The sequence below is a fragment of the Rhodococcus opacus B4 genome (assembly GCF_000010805.1).
Taxonomy (GTDB): Bacteria; Actinomycetota; Actinomycetes; order Mycobacteriales; family Mycobacteriaceae; genus Rhodococcus_F; species Rhodococcus_F opacus_C.
The window spans coordinates 7,478,910-7,497,410 of record NC_012522.1 but is presented as its reverse complement, the minus strand read 5'-3'; the positions used below and the strand labels follow the sequence as shown (position 1 = coordinate 7,497,410).

At 68.8% G+C, this 18,501-nt stretch carries 20 protein-coding genes and 6 tRNA genes; 8 read left to right on the top strand and 18 right to left on the bottom strand.

The window, feature by feature from the left end:
- Positions 1-31 precede the first annotated feature (31 nt).
- The 5 genes from yajC to ROP_RS34140 all read right to left on the bottom strand — a co-directional run bounded on the left by yajC (position 32) and on the right by ROP_RS34140 (position 3,698).
- Complete coding sequence (yajC, locus tag ROP_RS34160) at positions 32-409, bottom strand: preprotein translocase subunit YajC (RefSeq protein WP_015890551.1); 378 nt, start codon at positions 407-409, stop codon at positions 32-34.
- A 136-nt stretch (positions 410-545) separates the two neighbouring features.
- Positions 546-1,643, bottom strand: coding sequence for a Holliday junction branch migration DNA helicase RuvB (gene ruvB, locus ROP_RS34155; RefSeq protein WP_015890550.1), 1,098 nt, complete (start codon positions 1,641-1,643; stop codon positions 546-548).
- Positions 1,640-2,242: a Holliday junction branch migration protein RuvA gene (gene ruvA / locus ROP_RS34150; RefSeq protein WP_015890549.1), complete on the bottom strand. Its 603-nt coding sequence runs from the start codon at positions 2,240-2,242 to the stop codon at positions 1,640-1,642. The genes ruvB and ruvA overlap by 4 nt, the downstream gene beginning before the upstream one ends.
- Positions 2,239-2,808 carry a crossover junction endodeoxyribonuclease RuvC gene (ruvC, locus tag ROP_RS34145; RefSeq protein WP_015890548.1) on the bottom strand — a complete coding sequence of 190 codons (570 nt, stop codon included), beginning with the start codon at positions 2,806-2,808 and terminating at the stop codon, positions 2,239-2,241. Before ruvC ends, ruvA begins: the two co-directional genes overlap by 4 nt.
- Before the next feature lie 137 nt (positions 2,809-2,945).
- Positions 2,946-3,698 carry a YebC/PmpR family DNA-binding transcriptional regulator gene (locus tag ROP_RS34140; RefSeq protein WP_015890547.1) on the bottom strand — a complete coding sequence of 251 codons (753 nt, stop codon included), beginning with the start codon at positions 3,696-3,698 and terminating at the stop codon, positions 2,946-2,948.
- Positions 3,699-3,842: 144 nt separating this feature from the next.
- On the opposite strand from ROP_RS34140, the gene ROP_RS34135 reads away from it, so the two are divergent.
- Positions 3,843-4,199, top strand: a complete 357-nt coding sequence (locus ROP_RS34135; protein WP_015890546.1) for a GntR family transcriptional regulator — start codon at positions 3,843-3,845, stop codon at positions 4,197-4,199.
- On the top strand, positions 4,196-5,113 hold the full coding sequence (locus tag ROP_RS34130; RefSeq protein WP_015890545.1) for a hypothetical protein: 918 nt from the start codon (positions 4,196-4,198) through the stop codon (positions 5,111-5,113). Before ROP_RS34135 ends, ROP_RS34130 begins: the two co-directional genes overlap by 4 nt.
- Here ROP_RS34130 and pdxT read toward each other — a convergent pair.
- Together pdxT and ROP_RS34120 are read right to left on the bottom strand one after the other, a co-directional pair.
- The gene (gene pdxT / locus ROP_RS34125; RefSeq protein ID WP_015890544.1) at positions 5,110-5,718 is read right to left on the bottom strand and encodes a pyridoxal 5'-phosphate synthase glutaminase subunit PdxT; all 609 of its coding nucleotides are present in this window, start codon (positions 5,716-5,718) and stop codon (positions 5,110-5,112) included. The two genes, ROP_RS34130 and pdxT, sit on opposite strands and share 4 nt — an antisense overlap.
- The gene (locus ROP_RS34120; RefSeq protein ID WP_015890543.1) at positions 5,715-6,569 is read right to left on the bottom strand and encodes an acyl-CoA thioesterase; all 855 of its coding nucleotides are present in this window, start codon (positions 6,567-6,569) and stop codon (positions 5,715-5,717) included. Before ROP_RS34120 ends, pdxT begins: the two co-directional genes overlap by 4 nt.
- Before the next feature lie 56 nt (positions 6,570-6,625).
- On the opposite strand from ROP_RS34120, the gene ROP_RS34115 reads away from it, so the two are divergent.
- Positions 6,626-7,249, top strand: coding sequence for a hypothetical protein (locus ROP_RS34115; protein ID WP_043825936.1), 624 nt, complete (start codon positions 6,626-6,628; stop codon positions 7,247-7,249).
- A 5-nt stretch (positions 7,250-7,254) separates the two neighbouring features.
- Here ROP_RS34115 and ROP_RS34110 read toward each other — a convergent pair whose 3' ends face one another.
- From ROP_RS34110 to ROP_RS34060, 11 genes are all read right to left on the bottom strand, one after another.
- Positions 7,255-8,076: an acyl-CoA thioesterase gene (locus ROP_RS34110; RefSeq protein WP_015890541.1), complete on the bottom strand. Its 822-nt coding sequence runs from the start codon at positions 8,074-8,076 to the stop codon at positions 7,255-7,257.
- A 152-nt stretch (positions 8,077-8,228) separates the two neighbouring features.
- Complete coding sequence (gene pdxS / locus ROP_RS34105; RefSeq protein ID WP_015890540.1) at positions 8,229-9,131, bottom strand: pyridoxal 5'-phosphate synthase lyase subunit PdxS; 903 nt, start codon at positions 9,129-9,131, stop codon at positions 8,229-8,231.
- Positions 9,132-9,278: 147 nt separating this feature from the next.
- Positions 9,279-10,301, bottom strand: coding sequence for an NUDIX hydrolase (locus tag ROP_RS34100; RefSeq protein WP_015890539.1), 1,023 nt, complete (start codon positions 10,299-10,301; stop codon positions 9,279-9,281).
- On the bottom strand, positions 10,298-11,425 hold the full coding sequence (locus tag ROP_RS34095) for a glycosyltransferase family 4 protein (RefSeq protein WP_015890538.1): 1,128 nt from the start codon (positions 11,423-11,425) through the stop codon (positions 10,298-10,300). Before ROP_RS34095 ends, ROP_RS34100 begins: the two co-directional genes overlap by 4 nt.
- Positions 11,422-12,327, bottom strand: coding sequence for a phosphatidylinositol mannoside acyltransferase (locus ROP_RS34090; protein ID WP_015890537.1), 906 nt, complete (start codon positions 12,325-12,327; stop codon positions 11,422-11,424). Before ROP_RS34090 ends, ROP_RS34095 begins: the two co-directional genes overlap by 4 nt.
- Positions 12,324-12,989, bottom strand: a complete 666-nt coding sequence (pgsA, locus tag ROP_RS34085; RefSeq protein WP_015890536.1) for a phosphatidylinositol phosphate synthase — start codon at positions 12,987-12,989, stop codon at positions 12,324-12,326. The genes ROP_RS34090 and pgsA overlap by 4 nt, the downstream gene beginning before the upstream one ends.
- Before the next feature lie 79 nt (positions 12,990-13,068).
- Positions 13,069-13,644 carry an HIT family protein gene (locus tag ROP_RS34080; RefSeq protein WP_015890535.1) on the bottom strand — a complete coding sequence of 192 codons (576 nt, stop codon included), beginning with the start codon at positions 13,642-13,644 and terminating at the stop codon, positions 13,069-13,071.
- Between the two features lie 5 nt (positions 13,645-13,649).
- The gene (thrS, locus tag ROP_RS34075; RefSeq protein ID WP_015890534.1) at positions 13,650-15,707 is read right to left on the bottom strand and encodes a threonine--tRNA ligase; all 2,058 of its coding nucleotides are present in this window, start codon (positions 15,705-15,707) and stop codon (positions 13,650-13,652) included.
- Positions 15,708-15,802: 95 nt separating this feature from the next.
- A complete protein-coding gene (locus ROP_RS34070; protein WP_015890533.1) occupies positions 15,803-16,228 on the bottom strand; it encodes a TIGR02611 family protein in 426 nt (141 codons plus the stop codon).
- A gap of 77 nt (positions 16,229-16,305) precedes the next feature.
- Positions 16,306-17,508, bottom strand: a complete 1,203-nt coding sequence (locus ROP_RS34065; protein ID WP_015890532.1) for an RtcB family protein — start codon at positions 17,506-17,508, stop codon at positions 16,306-16,308.
- A 155-nt stretch (positions 17,509-17,663) separates the two neighbouring features.
- Positions 17,664-17,735: transfer RNA gene (locus ROP_RS34060), tRNA-Val, on the bottom strand.
- 252 nt (positions 17,736-17,987) lie between these two features.
- Between ROP_RS34060 and ROP_RS34055 the strand changes: the two genes are divergently transcribed.
- The 5 genes from ROP_RS34055 to ROP_RS34035 all read left to right on the top strand — a co-directional run bounded on the left by ROP_RS34055 (position 17,988) and on the right by ROP_RS34035 (position 18,465).
- Positions 17,988-18,060: transfer RNA gene (locus ROP_RS34055), tRNA-Gly, on the top strand.
- 24 nt (positions 18,061-18,084) lie between these two features.
- A tRNA-Cys gene (locus ROP_RS34050) sits at positions 18,085-18,155 on the top strand.
- A 1-nt stretch (position 18,156) separates the two neighbouring features.
- A tRNA-Val gene (locus ROP_RS34045) sits at positions 18,157-18,228 on the top strand.
- Positions 18,229-18,301: 73 nt separating this feature from the next.
- Positions 18,302-18,374, top strand: a tRNA-Gly gene (locus tag ROP_RS34040).
- 16 nt (positions 18,375-18,390) lie between these two features.
- Positions 18,391-18,465: transfer RNA gene (locus ROP_RS34035), tRNA-Val, on the top strand.
- Positions 18,466-18,501: the final 36 nt, after the last annotated feature.

Below are 18,501 nucleotides of genomic sequence, written 5' to 3'. Positions count from 1 at the left end.
CGGCTGCGCGGGTACGCCGCGGAAGCGCCGGTCAATCCTTGTTCAGCCGCGGCGTGCTGTCGCCGCCGTTCTCACGATCCTCGCGCACGATGTCGGTGGCGGGGGCCTCGGTGCCGAGCGACTCGTGGTCGATGGCACTGTCATCCTGCAGCGGGGCGTCGACGATCTGCTCTCGGACGACGAGACGCGACCACGTGGTGACCACGCCGGGAGCGATCTCGAGTTCGATCGTCTGGTCGCCGAGCGCGACGACGGTTCCGTGCAGTCCGGCAGTCGTGAGGATGCGGTCGCCCACCGAGAGCGAGTCCTGCAGAGCGGTCACCTTGGCCGCCTCCTTCTTCTGCCGGCGGATCCCCAGGAACATCGGGACGAGCAGCGCCAGAATCAGGAGCGGGAAGAGAAAATCCATCTGTAAGTCAACCTCGAGGTATGTCGCACGGTCCGAAGCACTGGTCCCGGTTGGACCGATGCAATACACCAGTGTGCCATCACCGGCCCGGACACCGGTTCGGTCGGCACGGGGCAGGCGTTTCTCCCGGCGTGGATCAGGGGTCTTCGGGATCGAACAGGGACGCCTGCGGCTCGTTGACGCGGACATCGATTCCGCCGGTCACGGCGTCCGGCGGCGGTGTCAGGCCGAGTTGCGTCCACGCGGCCGCGGTGGCGACCCGGCCGCGGGGTGTGCGGGCGATCATTCCGGCGCGGACGAGGAACGGCTCACACACCTCTTCGACGGTGGCGGGTTCCTCACCGACCGCGACGGCCAGGGTGGACACGCCGACCGGTCCGCCGCCGAAGCTGCGCACCAGGGCGCTGAGGACGGAGCGGTCGAGGCGGTCGAGTCCCAGCTGGTCGACGTCGTACACGGCGAGGGCCGCGTGCGCGATCTCGCGGGTGACGACGCCGTCCGCGCGGACCTCGGCGTAGTCGCGGACGCGGCGGAGCAGGCGGTTCGCGATGCGGGGCGTGCCGCGGGACCGGCTCGCGATCTCGGCGCCGGCCTCCTCGCCGAGCTGCACCCCGAGGATGCCCGCCGATCGCATGAGGATCTGCTTCAGCTCCGCCGGTTCGTAGAAGTCCATGTGGGCGGTGAACCCGAACCGGTCGCGCAGCGGGCCGGTGAGCGCCCCCGAGCGGGTGGTGGCCCCGACCAGGGTGAACGGCGCGACCTCCAGGGGGATGGAGGTGGCGCCGGGGCCCTTGCCGACCACGACGTCGACCCGGAAGTCCTCCATCGCGAGGTAGAGCATCTCTTCCGCGGGGCGGGCGATGCGGTGGATCTCGTCGATGAACAGCACGTCGCCCTCGACGAGATTGCTCAACATGGCGGCCAGGTCGCCGGCGCGCTCGAGCGCCGGACCCGATGTCAGCCGCAGTGAGGACCCCAGTTCGGCGGCGATGATCATCGCCATGCTGGTCTTCCCCAGCCCGGGCGGGCCGGAGAGCAGGATGTGGTCGGGGGTGCCGCCGCGCATCTTGGCGCCGGTCAGGACGAGTTGCAACTGCTCCCGGACCCGCGGCTGCCCGATGAAATCGTGCAGGTTCTTCGGCCGCAGGCTGGCCTCGATGTCACCGTCGCCGGCGACGAGGTCGGCCGAGACCGGGGACTCGCCGTCGTAGCCGCCGCCGAGTTCGGGACTCATCTGGTCTTCCCGAGCAGGGACAGGGCGGAGCGCAGCGCGGACGAGGTGGTCGACTCGGGTGCCTCGGCGAGGACCGAATCGGTGGCCTGTTCGGCCTGCTTGGCCGGGAACCCGAGCCCGACGAGCGCCTCGACGATCTGGTCGCGAACCGATCCGCCGCCGCCCGCACCGAGCGGCACCGCCCCGGACGTGGACCCGACCGCGTCGACCTTGTCGCGCAGTTCGACGACCATCCGCTCGGCCCCGCGCTTGCCGATGCCCGGCACCCGTGTGAGTGCCGTGACGTTGCCCTCGGCCAGCGCGGACCGCAACGCCTCGGGTTCGAGGACGGCGAGGGTCGCCATGGCCAGGCGCGGACCGACACCCGACACCGTCTGGAGCAGCCCGAACAATTCCTTGGACTCCGAGTCGGGGAACCCGTACAGCGTCATCGAGTCCTCGCGGACGATCATCGCCGTGACCAGCCGGGCCTCGGTTCCCCGCTGCAGCCCACCGAGGGTGGCCGGGGTCGCATTCACGCGGTATCCCACTCCCGCGGATTCGATCACCGCGTGGTCGAGAGCGATCTCGAGCACCTCGCCGCGGACGGACGCGATCATCGTGTACCTGCCTTCTTCACTTCGGCCAGTCGGGCCTGGTAGCGACGTTTCTGTTCGGCGGCCGCGGCTTCGGCGCGGGCCATGCGTTCGATCATCGGCGCCCGCCAGCAATGGCAGATCGCCAGTGCCAGCGCGTCCGCGGCGTCGGCCGGTCTGGGTGCGGCCGCGAGCTTGAGGATGCGTGTCACCATCGCCGTCACCTGAGCTTTGTCAGCCGATCCGCTCCCGGTGACGGCCGCCTTGACCTCACTCGGGGTATGGAAACACACGGGGATGCCGCGGCGCGCGGCAGCGAGGGCAACGACGCCGCCCGCCTGCGCGGTGCCCATCGCGGTGCGCACGTTGTGCTGGGCGAACACCCGCTCGATCGCCACGACCTCCGGCCGGTGCAGGTCGATCCATGATTCGGCGGCCTCGGAGATCCGCAGCAGCCGGGACGACAATTCGAGGTCTGCCGGGGTTCGGACCACGTCAACGGCGACCGGGGTGACGGTGCGACCGTTGCCGCCGTCCACCACTCCGAATCCGCACCGGGTCAGACCGGGATCCACACCCAGCACACGCACGCAAAGCCACCTCTCCCACGCCGAACAGCTGTTCGATAGCTTAGCCGTGGGGTGGGACGTGCCGGCGCACCAACACGCTGAACGAGGCGGGGCGGGCGAGCACCGCTCCCCCGCCCCGCCGCCGTGCGTCCGTGCGATCAGTCGTCGAGCTCGGCGAGCACCTCGTCGGAGAGGTCGACATTGGTGTAGACGTTCTGGACGTCGTCGGACTCCTCGAGTGCGTCGACGAGCTTGAACACCTTGCGGGCCCCGTCGGCGTCGACCGGCACCTCGACGGACGCGCGGAAGTCGGCCTCGGCGGAGTCGTAGTCGATGCCCGCCTCCTGCAGGGCGCTGCGCACGGCGACGAGGTCGGTGGGCTCGCTCACGATCTCGAACGTCTCGCCGAGGTCGGTGACCTCTTCGGCGCCCGCGTCGAGGACCGCCATGAGCACGTCGTCCTCGGTCTGGTCGCCCTTCTCCAGGGTGACGACGCCCTTGCGGGTGAACAGGTAGGACACGGACCCCGGGTCGGCCATGTTGCCGCCGTTACGGGTCATCGCGGTCCGCACCTCGCCGGCCGCACGGTTGCGGTTGTCGGTCAGGCACTCGATGAGGACGGCGACACCGTTGGGTCCGTAGCCCTCGTACATGATGGTCTGCCAGTCGGCGCCGCCCGCTTCTTCACCGGCGCCGCGCTTGCGGGCGCGCTCGATGTTGTCGTTGGGGACCGACGTCTTCTTGGCCTTCTGGATGGCGTCGTACAGGGTGGGGTTTCCCGCAGGGTCGCCACCGCCGGTACGGGCCGCCACCTCGATGTTCTTGATCAGCTTCGCGAAGGCTTTGCCACGCTTGGCGTCGATCACAGCCTTCTTGTGCTTGGTGGTGGCCCATTTGGAGTGGCCGCTCATGCGATTCAAGCCCCTTTCCTGCTGCTTTTGGCACGCCGAATGCGCGGTTTCAGCTTTGACGATGTTACCCGCCGCCCGGCGGCCCCTGCGCGTTCCCGGGGTAACAACTCGCATAAGTCGCCATTGTTTGCATAGAATGCAAACATGTTGATGCGAGTCGACCACAGCTCCGGCACCCCACTGGGCGAACAGATCGCCGCCAATGTGCGCGGCGCGTTCCTGCGCGGCGAGATCGGCGCGGGCGACCGGCTCCCCTCCGCCCGGGCGCTGGCCGAGTCCATCGACGTCAACCTCCACACGGTGCTGCGCGCCTACGCCACCCTGCGGGACGAGGGGCTGATCGACCTCCGCCGCGGACGAGGCGCGGTGGTCCGCGCCGACACGGACCCGATTCGCACCGGATTGACCGAAGCCGCACGCACTTTCGTATCCGAGGCACGACGCCTTGGACTCGACACCGAACAGATGATCGACGTGATCAAGGAGACCACGAAACAATGACGACCTCCCGCACGCGCCTCCTCGCCGCGACCTCGGCCGTACCCCTCCTCGCCCTCGTGATCGCGAGACTCGCGTGGGGCGGAGCCCGGCCGCCGGTGGTGGCCAGCCACTGGTCCGGCACCGAACCCGACGGTTTCAGCGACACCGACGCCTACTTCTGGATCGCGTTCGCCGTCTGCGCGATCGCCGCGGGAATCGCCGGCGTCGTCGCGGCCCGGATCCGCACCGACGCCGCGCTCTGGCTCCCCGCCACCGTGTTCACCGGGTGGACGGTGGCCAGCACCTGGATCGTCAGCGTCGCAGCCACCGCCGCGGCGGGCTCGCCCGAAGCGGCGACCCTGGGCTGGTGGATCGCAATTCCCCTGCTGGGAATCCTGTGGGCGGTCGCCGTGTTCGCCCTGCTCCCCCGGCCGTCGCACGCCGCGGAGACCGGCCCCGCGCCGACACTGCCCGTCCCACTGGCGCCCGGCGAGCGCGCGTCCTGGACCGGACATGTGCGCGGGCGCTGGGCCGGCGTGCTCGCTCTCGCCATGGCCGTCGCCGCGGTCGTGTCCGCGCTGGTGGGCGCACTCTGGCTCGCGGTGCTGTTTCTCGTTCTGGTGGTCGCCGGTGGCGCCTTCGCCTCGGTGACCGTGCAGGTCGACCGCACCGGGCTGAGCCTCTCGTCGTGGAACGTCCGCTGGCGGCACATCCCACTCGGCTCGGTCGACGAGGCACAGGTGACCGAGATCCGCCCCGGGGAATGGGGCGGCTGGGGATACCGCTTCTCACCGCGCGGAACGGCGGTGGTGATCCGCGGCGGCGAAGGCATCGTGGTGAGCCGCGCCGGCGGCCGCCCGTTCGCGGTCACCGTCGACGGCGCCGCTCAGGGTGCGGCGCTCCTCAACTCGCTCTCCGCACCACGCGTCGGCTAGACCCCGCGGACGATGTCGACGAACAACTCGTGCACTCGCCGGTCGCCCGTGACCTCCGGGTGGAACGACGTCGCCACCACGGAACCCTGCCGCACGGCCACGATGCGCCCGGCGGCCGCGCCACCCGATTCGGGCACCCGGGCGAGGATCTGGACGTCGTCGCCGACGCGCTCCACCCACGGGGCACGGATGAACACGGCCCGCATCGGGTCGCCGACGATGCCCTCGAATTCGAGGTCGGACTCGAAGGAATCGACCTGGCGGCCGAATGCGTTGCGGCGCACCGTCATGTCGATGGCGCCGAGGTGCTGGGCGTCGGGTCGGGTGTCGAGGATCTCGCTTGCGAGGAGAATCATCCCGGCGCACGACCCGTAGGCGGGCAACCCGTCGCGCAGCCGCGCCTTCAGCGGTTCGAGCAGTTCGAAGATCTGCAGCAGCTTGCTCATCGTCGTCGACTCACCGCCGGGGATGACCAGCCCGTCGATCTTCTCGAGCTCCTCCGGGCGCCGGATGCCCACGGCGTCGGCGCCCGAATCATTCAGTGCGGCAAGGTGTTCACGGACGTCGCCCTGCAGGGCGAGTACTCCGACGAGGGGACGGGTCATGCCATGTTTCCTGTCTCGATGTCGCGCTGGTCCTGATCGCGCTGGATTCGGGTCAACCCCTCCTGCACCACGGCGGCGACCATGGTGCCCTTCCGGTCGAACATGCGGCCCTGGGTGAGGGCGCGGCCGAAGCCGGCGGAGGGTGAGGTCTGGTCGTAGAGCAGCCACTCGTCGGCGCGGAACGGGCGCAGGAACCACATGGCGTGGTCGAGCGACGCGGTCTGGGTGACCACTCCCGGGTGCGGGACCTTCGACGCGCCGAGGAGCGTCATGTCACTGAGGTAGGCGAGGGTGCAGATGTGGAAGACCTGATCGTCGGGCAGCTTGTTGCGGTACCGCATCCACACGCGTTGCTTCGCGGCGATTCCGGGAGTCTTCCCGGTGCAGCCGGCCGGAACGATACGGACGTCCCATTCCTTCCACTCGCGGTAGAGATCGGTGGCGGCCATCTCCTCGACGGTCTGCGCGTCGACGAGTTCCTCGGGTTCGGGGACCGACGGCATCGTGTCCTGGTGCTCGATGCCCTCGTCCTGCGAGTGGAACGACGCCGACATGGTGAAGATCGCCTTGCCGTCCTGGATTCCGGTGACGCGCCGGGTGCAGAAGGACCGGCCGTCCCGGATCCGGTCGACCAGGTACACGGTGGGTTCCGTCGGATTCCCGGGGCGCAGGAAGTAGCCGTGCAGCGAATGCACCTCGAATCGCTCGTCGACGGTGCGGACGGCGGAGACGAGCGACTGACCGGCGACCTGCCCGCCGAAGGTCCTCTTCAGAACGGAAGGATGCACCGCGCCGCGGAAGATGTCCTTCTCCAGCGCCTCGAGTTCGAGAATGTCCTCGATGCTCGCCATGAGCCCTCCTTCTGTGCCTGGTCAAGGTTATCGGCCCGGTTCGGGCTCGAGGCACCATGGGTGCCATGACGCTGTTCACACCGACGAGCCCGGACGGTCTCGTCGCACTCGTCACCGAACGCTGTCTGGCGGTGGACGGCACCGCTGTCGTCGCGATCGACGCGCCCGACGGCGCGCACCCGATACCCCTCGCGGACTCGATCTGCGTGTCCCTGCGGGAGCAGGGCCGGCCGTGCGACGTCGTGTCTCTCCACGACTACGTCCGGCCCGCCTCCCTGCGGTTCGAGCACGGCCGCGACGATGAACTCAGCTACCGCACGCTCTGGTTCGACTACGACGCACTGAACCGGGAGGTAGTGGGTTCGGTGCGCACCGACCGCCGGTGGTTGCCGCGGTTGTGGGACGAGAACGAGGATCGCTCCGCCCGCTGTGCCCGCGTGCCCGCGGCCGACGGGCAGGTGCTTCTCGTGGCCGGTCCGATGCTGCTGGGCCGGGGCCTCGACTTCGACGTCACCGTGCAACTCCACCTGGGTGAAGGAGCGCTGACCCGCCGCACCCCGGCCGATCAGCGGTGGACCGTGCCGGCTCTGCTGGGGCACGCTGCCGACGTCTCGGACGAACCCGATCTGCTGGTGCGGTACGACCATCCGCCCAGACCCGCGGTCCGGGCGGGCCGCTGATCCGCTCACGTCGGGCGCAGGAACCGGGTCAGCCCTTCCTGCACCACGGCCGCGACAAGGTTTCCCTTCCGATCGAAGATCCTGCCCTGCGCCAACCCTCGCCCGTAACCGGCGGACGGCGACGTCTGGTCGTACAGCAGCCACTCGTCGGCCCGGAAGGGTCGCAGGAACCACAGCGCGTGATCGAGTGAGGCACCGTTGATCTCGACACCGGGGTGCGGTGTCATGGCGGAACCGATGAGCGTCATGTCGCTCATGTAGGCGAGAGCGCAGATGTGGAAGACGGGGTCGTCGGGCAGCGTCTTGCGGGACCGGAACCACGCCTGCTGCTGGGCGGCGGCACCGCGTCGGCGGTCGACCTCGCCGTGCCCGACCATCCGGATGTCCCAGTCGGACCACTCCTGTGCGAGCCAGGCGATCTCCGGATCGTCGGAGTCACTGGCGAACGGCAGTGAATCCGGGGGCGGGACCACCGGCATCTCGTCCTGGTGCTCGATGCCCACGTCCTCGACCTGGAAGGACGCCGACATCGTGAAGATGGCCTGGCCGTCCTGGACGGCGCTGACCCGCCGGGTCACGAACGAGCGACCGTCCCGGATCCGGTCCACGAGGTACACGATCGGCATCGTGGGGTTCCCGGGACGAAGGAAGTAGCCGTGCAGCGAGTGCACCGTGAACCGGGGTTCGACCGTGCGGACCGCCGCAACCAGCGCCTGACCGGCCACCTGTCCACCGAACGTGCGGGGAAGCATGGTCTCGGTCGCTATGCCCCGGAAGATGTTCTCCTCGAGGCGTTCCACTTCCAGGATCTCTTCGATCGTCGCCATCCACGGCCCCTTCCGTTGCTCGTCCGCTGACACTTTCCCACGAACCCGCGCACCGGCCCGCACCGCACGGGGCCCCGTCGGGGCGTCGTGCGGTGCGAGCGGAAGAACACTGCCGGAAGCGCCGGCGATCGATCAGTGATCGATCGCCGGGATCACCAGCCGCGCTCGGCGAGCCGGTGCGGGACCGGGATGTCGTCGACGTTGATACCGACCATGGCCTCACCCAGCCCGCGGGAGACCTTCGCCAGGACGTCCGGGTCGTCGAAGAACGTGGTGGCCTTGACGATCGCCGCGGCCCGCTCGGCCGGGTTGCCCGACTTGAAGATGCCGGAGCCGACGAACACACCCTCCGCACCGAGCTGCATCATCATCGCCGCATCGGCCGGGGTGGCGATGCCACCGGCGGTGAACATGGTGACCGGCAGCTTGCCGGCCTTGGCGACCTCGACGACCAGGTCGTACGGGGCCTGCAGTTCCTTGGCCGCCACGTACAGCTCGTCCTCGCTCAGCGACGTCAGCCGGCGGATCTCCCCGCCGATCGTGCGCATGTGGGTGGTCGCGTTGGACACGTCACCGGTGCCGGCCTCGCCCTTCGAGCGGATCATCGCCGCACCCTCGGTGATGCGGCGCAGCGCCTCGCCGAGGTTGGTGGCACCACAGACGAACGGAACGGTGAACTTCCACTTGTCGATGTGGTTGGCGTAGTCGGCCGGGGTGAGGACCTCGGACTCGTCGATGTAGTCGACACCGAGCGACTGCAGGATCTGCGCCTCGACGAAGTGCCCGATCCGGGCCTTGGCCATCACCGGGATCGAGACGGCGGAGATGATGCCGTCGATCATGTCCGGATCGCTCATCCGGGACACGCCGCCCTGGGCGCGGATGTCCGCGGGCACCCGCTCGAGTGCCATTACCGCGACGGCACCGGCGTCCTCGGCGATCTTCGCCTGGTCCGGGGTGACGACGTCCATGATGACCCCGCCCTTCAACATCTCGGCCATGCCGCGCTTGACGCGCGCCGTACCGGTGGTGGGGGTGGTGTCGGGGGTGCTCACAGCGAACTCCTGAGGTGTGGCGTGGATTGATTGCGATAGCGGCATGCGTGAGCGACGACGTTCACGCTGCAGTACCCGATTCTAGGACGAACGCCAGTCCACTTCCGTAGCCAGTCCGCGATTGCTGGCTTTCTCCGAAGCGACGGGTCAGGTGATCGCCCGCACCTCGGGGTCGTCGGCGGCCGCGGCGACCGCCTCTGCCTCGTCGAGGAGATCCGCGAGGTCGTGCGGGTACACGGCCTCGCCCGCCGCCGCCAGTTCGCGGACGGTGTCCGCGGTGCACCACCGGTGACCGGTGATGGTGCAGCTCTCGAGTTCGGTGAAGCCGCCGTGATGCGGTTCGAACCCGTCGGTGCGCAGCGCGAAGAACAGCTCCTCGGACCGGATGAGCTGGCCGTTCCACGAGAAGATCGCCACTCGTCGCCACATCGGTCCGCGCAGCGACTCGGGTGATGCGGTGTGCCCGGTCTCCTCCGCGATCTCCCGGACCGCGGCCGCCCGGAGGTTCTCGCCCTTCTCGACGGCGCCACCGATCGTGAACCAGTAGTAGATGTCGGGGACGGTGGGGTCATGTCCCCGCAGCAGCAGCACCCGGCCCCGGCCGTCGAGCAGCACCACCCGGGCGGACGTCCGGACGGAGTCGAGGGCCAGGCCCTCGGTGACCGCGGCGGCGGACGAGCGTTCGGTGATCTCGAAGTACGTCGGCAGCGGGGCGGTGCCGCCGAGGTGCAGCCAGCGGACGGGCCGCCGGGTGCGCAGGGCGAGGGTATCGCGGACGGCGTCGTTGTGGAACCGGCGGGCGATCAGCACCCGAGCCTCGGCGTCGGCGAGTTCCGCCACCAGCTGGGGGCGCAGGGTGTCCGGGTCGAGGGAGGAGAGTGCGCCCGACAGCGCGTTCTCCGCGATCTCCCGGTCGGCCCGGTCCGATCGCTCGGCCCTGGCCGCCAGAGCGGCCAGCGACCGGCCGTCGGGTGGGTCCATCGCCGCGGCCGCCGCGCGGACGACCACCGCCCGGCGGGCGAGCGCCGCGTCGAGGGCCTGCCAGGAGAGGTCGGAGCGGACGTGCAGGCGGTCGAGGCGGTTGGCCGTGCCGTACGCCCACAGGCCGATCGCGAGGACGACGGCCGCCACCAGCGCGAGAACCAGGATGGTGAGGGCGGAGAGCGTCACGAGCCGACCTCCCGGACGCCGTCACGGCCGACGGTGACCGTCTCGTAGACACGCAGGATCTGCTCGGCGACCACCGGCCAGTCGTATTCGGTGACCACCGTGCGGCCTGCGTCGGTGAGCGCGGCGCTGCGTTCGGGGTCGCCGAGCACCGAGTCGATCCCGGCGGCGAGCGCCGCCGCATCCCCCACCGGCACCAGCACGCCCGCCTGCCCGTCCCGCAGGACCCGGCGGAATGCGTCCAGTTCGCTCGCGACGACGGCGGCTCCGGCGGCCATCGCCTCCACCAGCACGATGCCGAAGCTCTCACCGCCGAGGTTGGGGGCGCAGTACACGTCGGCGCTCCGCAGCGCCGACGCCTTCTCGGCGTCGTCGACCTGGCCGAGCAGCCTCAGATGCCCGAACACGGGGCCCGCCTCGCGGCGCAGCTTGTCCTCGTCGCCGCGGCCGACCACGAGCACCTCGAGGCCGGGATACTTCTCCACCAGCGCGGGCAGCGCCTTCAAGAGCACGGCCATGCCCTTGCGGGGCTCGTCGTAGCGGCCGAGGAAGAGGATGGTCTTGCCGGGGCGCGGGTAGCCGGGCAGCGGTTCGGCGTTCGCGAAGGCCGGGACGTCGACGCCGTTGGGGATCTCGACCGCATCGGAGCCGAGCGATTCCACCTGCCAGCGCCGCGCGAGTTCCGATACCGCGATGCGTCCGCTGATCTTCTCCAGGTACGGCTGGAGCACGCCTTGAAACGTGCTCAGCACCAACGACTTCGTTGTCGAGGTGTGGAACGTCGCCACGATGGGCCCCTCGGCCACCCGCATGGCGAGCATCGACAGGCTCGGCGCGTTCGGCTCGTGGATGTGCAGGACGTCGAAGTCGTTGTCCGAGATCCAGCGCCGGACCCGGGCGCTGGCGGCGGGGCCGAAACTCAGCCGGGCGACCGAACCGTTGTAGGGAATGGCGAGGGCCCGTCCCGCCGACACGACGAAACCGGGCAGGTCGACGTCGTCGGACGCCGGGGCCAGGACGCTCACCTTGTGTCCGCGCTCGATCAGGACCTCCGCGAGGTCGACGACGTGGGCCTGCACTCCGCCCGGGACGTCGAACGAGTACGGGCAGACCATGCCGATCCTCACGAGTTCTCCATGCGGGAGAGCCTCGCCTGCGACAGGTCGGACAGCCACAGCGGCTGGAGCATGTGCCAGTCCTCGGGATGCGCCGCGATGTTGACCTCGAACCGGTCCGCAAGGGCCTGGATCGCGGCGGCCACTCCCCCGGTCGTGTCGATCGGCGGGTCGATGCGGAAGCCCCACCCGCCGTCGGTGAACCAGCAGTGCACCGGCAGCAGCGGCGCACCGGTGTCGATCGCCAGCTTGGCGGGACCGGCGGGCATGCGGGTCGGTTCCCCGAAGAACGTCACCGGGACGCCCTTCTTCGCCAGGTCGCGTTCACCGAGAAGACACACGATGCCGTTGCCGCGCAGCCGCTCCGACAGTTCCACGAACGGGGGGTGCTCACCGCCGCTGAGCGGGAAGATCTCGAAGCCGAGCCCTTCGCGGTAGTCGACGAACCGCTGGTACAGCGATTCGGGTTTCAGCCGCTCGGCGACCGTGGACAGACCACCCCAGTGCTGGGCGCACCACACACCGGCCATGTCCCAGTTGCCGCTGTGCGGCAGTGCGAGAATCGCGCCCCGGCCGGCGTCCTTCGCGGCGTCGAGGTGCTTCTGTCCCTCGATCAGCTCGTCGAGGGCGGCGCCCGTCTTCACCAGGTCCATCGACGGCAGCCGGAACGCCTCCCGCCAATACCGTGCGTAGGACCGCATCGACGCCCGCATCAGTGCGTCCGGCACCTCGGCGGCGGGCACGCCCAGCACCCGGGCGAGATTGCGGCGCAACTGGTCCGGGCCACCGTTGCGGACGGCGAAGTCGGCCCCCCTGTCGAACAGGGTGACCGCGGCCTTCTCGGGCAGTGCGCGCACCAGCCGCCAGCCTGCCGCGTACCCCAGGTCGCTGATGCGTTCGGACACGGCGCTCACCGCGCGGTCGCCTGTCCGTCTTCCGGCGTCGGGTCCGCGGGCGGCAGGGGCAGCACGTCCCGCGCCCCCGGCGACCGGCGGACCGCCAGAACCCGCTGGAACACAGTGATCACACTGCCCGCCGACAGCAACCACATCGCGACGTGCACGGCCCACGGCACCCCGAGCCCGGTGACGCCGGCGCCGACGAGCACGATGATCAGCCGATCGGGCCGTTCGATGAGCCCGCCGTCGGCGGACAGTCCGCTCGCCTCGGCGCGGGCCTTGGCGTACGAGATCACCTGCGAGGTCACCAGGCACAGCAGCGTCGCGATCAGCAGCGGCTTGCTGTTCTCGTGGTAGACGGCCCACCAGGCGAGACCGGCGAAGATCGCGCCGTCGGCCACCCGGTCGCAGGTGGCGTCGAGGACGGCGCCGTACCGGGTGCCGCCGCCCCGCGCGCGTGCCATCGCGCCGTCCAGCATGTCGAACATCACGAACAGCCAGATGAACATCGCTCCCCAGAACAGATGCCCGCTGGGAAACAGCGTGACGGCTCCCGCCACCGTCGCGACGGTACCGATGACGGTGACGGAATCGGGGGTGAGCCCGGTCTTGACCAGGGCCTTCCCCAGCGGCGCCGTCACCTTGGACACGGATGCCCGTCCGAAGAAGCTCAGCACCTCTCCACCCCGTTCTTCACTTCCCGGCAGGAACCCCGAACGCGTGAGTCAGCGACTCGCGCGTCATTCATCTATCGCGTCATTCATTCCAGGCCTTCGCCAGCAGCCCCCGGGTCTCGCGCAGCAATTGCGGCATGACCTTGACCCCGGCGAGGACCGTGATGAAGTTCGCGTCCCCGCCCCAGCGCGGAACGATGTGCTGATGCAGATGCTCGGCGAGCGAACCGCCCGCCGCCGCACCGAGATTGAGGCCGACATTGAAACCGTCCGGCCGCGACACCCGCTTGATCACGCGCAGCGCCTGCTGCGTGAACGACATCAGCTCGGCGCTCTCCTCTTCCGTCAGGTCTTCGAGCGCCGCGACCTTGCGGTAGGGAACCACCATCAGGTGCCCCGGGTTGTACGGGTACAGGTTGAGCACCGCGTACACGTGCTCCCCGCGGGCGACGATCAGCCCGTCCTCGTCGTCCATCTTCGGGATGTCGATGAACGGCTCGTTCGGGGTGTCCCGCGACTTCGGTGTCTCGGCGATGTACGACATGCGGTGCGGCGACCAGATCCGCTGAAGGTGATCGGGCTCGCCGGGCCCGCGGTCGACCAGGCGGCCGGGGCCGCCGAGCATCTCGTCGGCCGTCACGTCGTCACCTCCGGTCATGTGTGTCACCCTTCCCGACCGGATTGCAGCAGTTCCGCCGTCGGCGAGGCGTTCTCGCGGCGGCCGATCCAGTCGGTGACGATGCGCACGGCATCGTCCACGGGCACGCCGTTGACCTGGGTGCCGTCGCGGAATCGGAAGCTGACGGCACCGGCCTCGACGTCACGCGCACCCGCCAGCAGCATGAACGGCACCTTCTGCGCGGTGTTGTTGAAGATCTTCTTCTGCATGCGGTCGTCGCTCGCGTCGACCTCGGCGCGGACACCGGCCGCCTTGAGCCGCTTCACCACGTCGAAGAGGTGGTCGGCGAACGTCTCGGCCACCGGGATGCCGACCACCTGGACAGGCGCCAGCCAGGCCGGGAACGCGCCCGCGTAGTGCTCGGTGAGCACCCCGAAGAACCGTTCGATGGACCCGAACAGGGCGCGGTGGATCATCACCGGCCGCTTCTTGGTGCCGTCGCTGGCGGTGTACTCGAGGTCGAACCGCTCGGGCAGGTTGAAGTCGAGCTGAATCGTCGACATCTGCCAGGTGCGCCCCAGGGCGTCCTGCACCTGCACCGAGATCTTCGGTCCGTAGAACGCGGCGCCGCCCGGATCGGGAACGAGGTTCAGCCCCGACGATTCCGCGACCTCGGCGAGCGTCGCCGTCGCTTCCTCCCACACGGCGTCGTCGCCGACGAATTTGTCCGGGTTCTTGGTGGACAGCTCGAGATAGAAGTCGTCGAGTCCGTAGTCCTTCAGCAGGCCGAGGACGAACTGCAGGGTGGTCGCCAGTTCGTCGCGCATCTGCTCGCGGGTGCAGTAGATGTGCGCGTCGTCCTGCGTCATGCCACGCACGCGGGTCAGTCCGTGGACGACACCCGACTTCTCGTACCGGTAGACCGATCCGAACTCGAAGAGCCGCAACGGCAGTTCCCGGTACGACCGTCCGCGGGAGCGGAAGATCAGGTTGTGCATGGGGCAGTTCATCGGCTTGAGGTAGTAGTCCTGGCCCGGCTTGCGCACGGTGCCGTCCTCGTTCAGTTCCTCGTCGATGTGCATCGCCGGGAACATGCCGTCGCGGTACCAGTCCAGGTGGCCCGACACCTCGTAGAGGTGACCCTTGGTGATGTGGGGGGTGTTGACGAACTCGTACCCCTCCTCGACGTGGCGTTTGCGGGAGTAGTCCTCCATCTCGGTGCGGATGATCCCGCCCCGGGGATGGAACACGGGCAGTCCCGAGCCGAGCTCGTCGGGGAAGCTGAACAAGTCGAGTTCCGACCCCAGCTTGCGGTGGTCGCGGCGCTCGGCCTCGGCGAGCAGTTCCAGATGCTGTTCCTGGGCCTCCGCCGACTCCCACGCGGTGCCGTAGATGCGCTGGAGGTCGGCGTTGTCCTGGTTACCACGCCAGTACGCCGCCGAGCTGCGGGTGAGCTTGAATGCCGGGATGTGCTTCGTGGTGGGAATGTGCGGGCCGCGGCACAGGTCGCCCCACACCTTCTCGCCGGTCCGCGGGTCCAGGTTGTCGTAGATGGTCAGCTCGTTGCCGCCCACCTCCATGATCTCCGGATCGTCGATCCCCGACTTGTCGTCGATGAGCTCGAGCTTGAAGGGCTCGTTCGCCAGTTCGGCGCGCGCCTCCTCCAGCGAGTCGACGACGCGGCGCGAGAACCGCTGCGATCCCTTGACGATCTTCTTCATCCGCTTCTCGAGGTTCGCGAGGTCCTCGGGAGTGAACGGGCGCTCGACGGCGAAGTCGTAGTAGAAGCCGTCCTTGATCGGCGGGCCGATGCCGAGCTTGGCCTCCGGAAATTCCTGTTGAACGGCCTGCGCGAGCACGTGCGCCGCCGAGTGGCGGATGACACTGCGGCCGTCGTCGGTGTTCGCCGCGACCGGTTCGACGTCGACGTCGGCGTCGGGCACCCAGGACAGGTCCCTGAGCCCGCCCTCGGCGTCACGGACCACGACGACCACGTCCGGGCCCTTGCTCGGGTAGCCGGCCTCCCGAACCGCTGTACCGGCCGTCGTCCCCGCGGGCACCCGGACGAGGGCGGCTGGGGCGGCGGATGCGGGGGTGCTCACGGCGATGTTCTCCTAGGTGAGGTGTGCGGTGCAGACATGGTGAATGTGCCAGCCCATGTTATCGGCCCAGCAGTGACACCCAATCATGCGTACGGCTAGAGCGGGCTCTCCAGCCACGGGTAGTCGAGGCCGATCCACGTCCCGACGAGACCGAACGTCCCGAGCAACCACAGCGTGGCGAGGACGACGGCACACGTCAGCAACGCGCCCGCCCCCTTGACCACCAGCGACTGCCGCGAGAACCAGTCCATGAACTTGTCGTAGCGCTGCCGCGCGTAGTGCAGCAACCGGTGGGCCCACGCGAATTCGGACGCGAGGATTCCGAGCCCCGCGAACACGATCAGCCAGCCGGGTCCGGGGTACGGGATCGCGACGATCCCGGCGGCCAGCACGAGAGCGCCGATCACCCCCACCACGATGCGGTACGCCAGGTTGAGGCCCGGGCGCGCGGCGACGTGTGCCCGCCACCGGCGCCAGCGGCTCTCCGCTTCCTGGAACGGAGACAGATCCGAGTCGTCCACGTCCCTGTTCTCGGGCGCGGGTCCGGGCCGGGCTTCTCTGCTGGTCACCAGTCCACCCTACCGACCGCGACCTGCGGTCAGCCCTTCACACAGACGACCTGCCGCAGGTGGGCCACGACCTCGACGAGATCGGCCTGCGCTTCGATCACCTGCTCGATGTCCTTGTAGGCGCCCGGGATCTCGTCGATCACGCCGGCGTCCTTGCGCGATTCGACCCCGGATGTCTGCCGCACCAGGTCGTCGACGGTGAACCGCTTCTTCGCCTTGGTGCGGCTCATCGTCCGTCCCGCCCCGTGTGACGCCGAATTGAACGACAACTCGGAGCCGAGGCCTCGGACCACGTAGGAACCGGTGCCCATCGACCCGGGGATCAGCCCGAGATCACCGCGGCCTGCCCGAATCGCGCCCTTACGGGTGACGAGCATCGGCTCGCCGTCGACGATCTCCTCCGACACGTAGTTGTGGTGGCAGGAGATCGGCTCGTCGAACCGCACCGTCCTGCCGGGAAGGGACTGCCGGAAGGCACGCATCACCAACGTGAGCATGACGGCACGGTTCCGGGCCGCGTACTCCTGCGCCCAGGTCAGGTCGTGGCGGTACGCATCCATCTCCTTGCTGCCGGCGAGGAACACCGCGAGATCCCGATCGACCAGCCGCTGGTTGTGCGGCAGGGCCCGCGCCACCGTGATGTGCCGCTCCGCCAGTTCCTTGCCGATGTTGCGTGACCCGGAGTGGAGCATCAGCCAGACCTCGTCGGCATCCGACAGGCACACCTCGATGAAGTGGTTGCCGCCGCCGAGTGTGCCGATCTGCTTCATCGCCCGCGACTCCCGGGACTGCACACCGGTATGCAGATCGCCGAACTCCTGCCAGAAGCGCTGCCACCCCTTCCTCGCTCCCCCGGCATCCGGACCCAGTGCGCCGACGTTCACCGAATGCTCGTGCATGGCGAAACCGACGGGCACCGCGCGCTCGATGTGCGACCTCATCGGCCGCAGGCTGTCGGGCAGGTCGCTCGCGGTCACATCGGTCCGGACCGCCGTCATTCCGCAGCCGATGTCGACACCGACCGCCGCGGGTGCGACCGCCTCCCGCATCGCGATGACGGAACCGACCGTCGCGCCCTTGCCCACGTGGACGTCGGGCATGACGCGCACACCGTGCACCCACGGCAGGTCGGCCATGTTCCGCAGCTGCTGCAGCGCAGCCTGCTCTATGGCCTGCTCCTCCGCCCACATCAAGGTCGGCGCGGTGGTGCCTTCCAGCCTCACGGGGAACATGGGACTCGGTCCTTCGGTAGCGGATCACCCGGGACATTTTCGGCCGGCTCAGTTCATTGTCCGCCGCACCGGAGAGCGGCAACAACCGATTTTCCGGGTGCGCACACGAAAAAGAAGAGGCCGTTTCCGATTTCGGAAACGGCCTCTTCTTTCGGTGGTCCCGGCTGGGATCGAACCAGCGACCTCCCCGGTGTGAACGGGACGCTCTTCCACTGAGCCACGGGACCGAGGCGCGCCAAACGCTCGCGCTCGAACGAGTTGGAACACTAACAGACCGAGCGGCCGAACGAAAATCACCCCGATGGGATTCGTGTGGGATTCGCGCCGGACTCTGCCTGCAGCACGCCCACGACCCGGTCCCGTTCACGCCGAGTTCACCGTCTGATGCCTTGACCTGCAGATTTGTAACTATCGCGGATGGTCGGCTAATGTTCTCAACCGCACCACGGAGAACATTCTCCGCGAGTTACACGGTGCATGCGGACGTGGCGCAGCTGGTAGCGCACAACCTTGCCAAGGTTGGGGTCGCGGGTTCGAATCCCGTCGTCCGCTCGAGAGGTTGGACTCAACCTTCACGGTGGAGTGGCCGAGTGGTGAGGCAACGGCCTGCAAAGCCGTGCACACGGGTTCGATTCCCGTCTCCACCTCGCGCGATTAGCTCAGCGGGAGAGCGCTTCCCTGACACGGAAGAGGTCACTGGTTCAATCCCAGTATCGCGCACCGAGATAGATGCTCGACTGTTAGATGTTTGACTTGCTCGACAGTGACGGCCCCGGCAGGGGCTTTCACGAATGCGGACGTGGCGCAGCTGGTAGCGCACAACCTTGCCAAGGTTGGGGTCGCGGGTTCGAATCCCGTCGTCCGCTCTCTTTTTTCCGTCCCGCGCGATTAGCTCAGCGGGAGAGCGCTTCCCTGACACGGAAGAGGTCACTGGTTCAATCCCAGTATCGCGCACCATTTCGCGTTCAACCGAAAAAGTTCAGGCGTGCGGCC

Excerpts from the sequence above, each read along its gene's own strand:
- ROP_RS34120 (WP_015890543.1), bottom strand. The coding sequence starts at position 6,569 with ATGGCGAGCATCGAGGACATTCTCGAACTCGAGGCGCTGGAGAAGGAC.
- ROP_RS34130 (WP_015890545.1), top strand. The coding sequence starts at position 4,196 with ATGACGACCTCCCGCACGCGCCTCCTCGCCGCGACCTCGGCCGTACCC.
- ROP_RS34110 (WP_015890541.1), bottom strand. The coding sequence starts at position 8,076 with ATGGCGACGATCGAAGAGATCCTGGAAGTGGAACGCCTCGAGGAGAAC.
- ROP_RS34135 (WP_015890546.1), top strand. The coding sequence starts at position 3,843 with ATGTTGATGCGAGTCGACCACAGCTCCGGCACCCCACTGGGCGAACAG.
- ROP_RS34065 (WP_015890532.1), bottom strand. The coding sequence starts at position 17,508 with ATGTTCCCCGTGAGGCTGGAAGGCACCACCGCGCCGACCTTGATGTGG.
- ROP_RS34080 (WP_015890535.1), bottom strand. The coding sequence starts at position 13,644 with ATGACCGGAGGTGACGACGTGACGGCCGACGAGATGCTCGGCGGCCCC.
- ROP_RS34115 (WP_043825936.1), top strand. The coding sequence starts at position 6,626 with ATGGGTGCCATGACGCTGTTCACACCGACGAGCCCGGACGGTCTCGTC.
- pdxT (WP_015890544.1), bottom strand. The coding sequence starts at position 5,718 with ATGACCCGTCCCCTCGTCGGAGTACTCGCCCTGCAGGGCGACGTCCGT.
- ruvA (WP_015890549.1), bottom strand. The coding sequence starts at position 2,242 with ATGATCGCGTCCGTCCGCGGCGAGGTGCTCGAGATCGCTCTCGACCAC.
- ruvB (WP_015890550.1), bottom strand. The coding sequence starts at position 1,643 with ATGAGTCCCGAACTCGGCGGCGGCTACGACGGCGAGTCCCCGGTCTCG.
- yajC (WP_015890551.1), bottom strand. The coding sequence starts at position 409 with ATGGATTTTCTCTTCCCGCTCCTGATTCTGGCGCTGCTCGTCCCGATG.
- ROP_RS34140 (WP_015890547.1), bottom strand. The coding sequence starts at position 3,698 with ATGAGCGGCCACTCCAAATGGGCCACCACCAAGCACAAGAAGGCTGTG.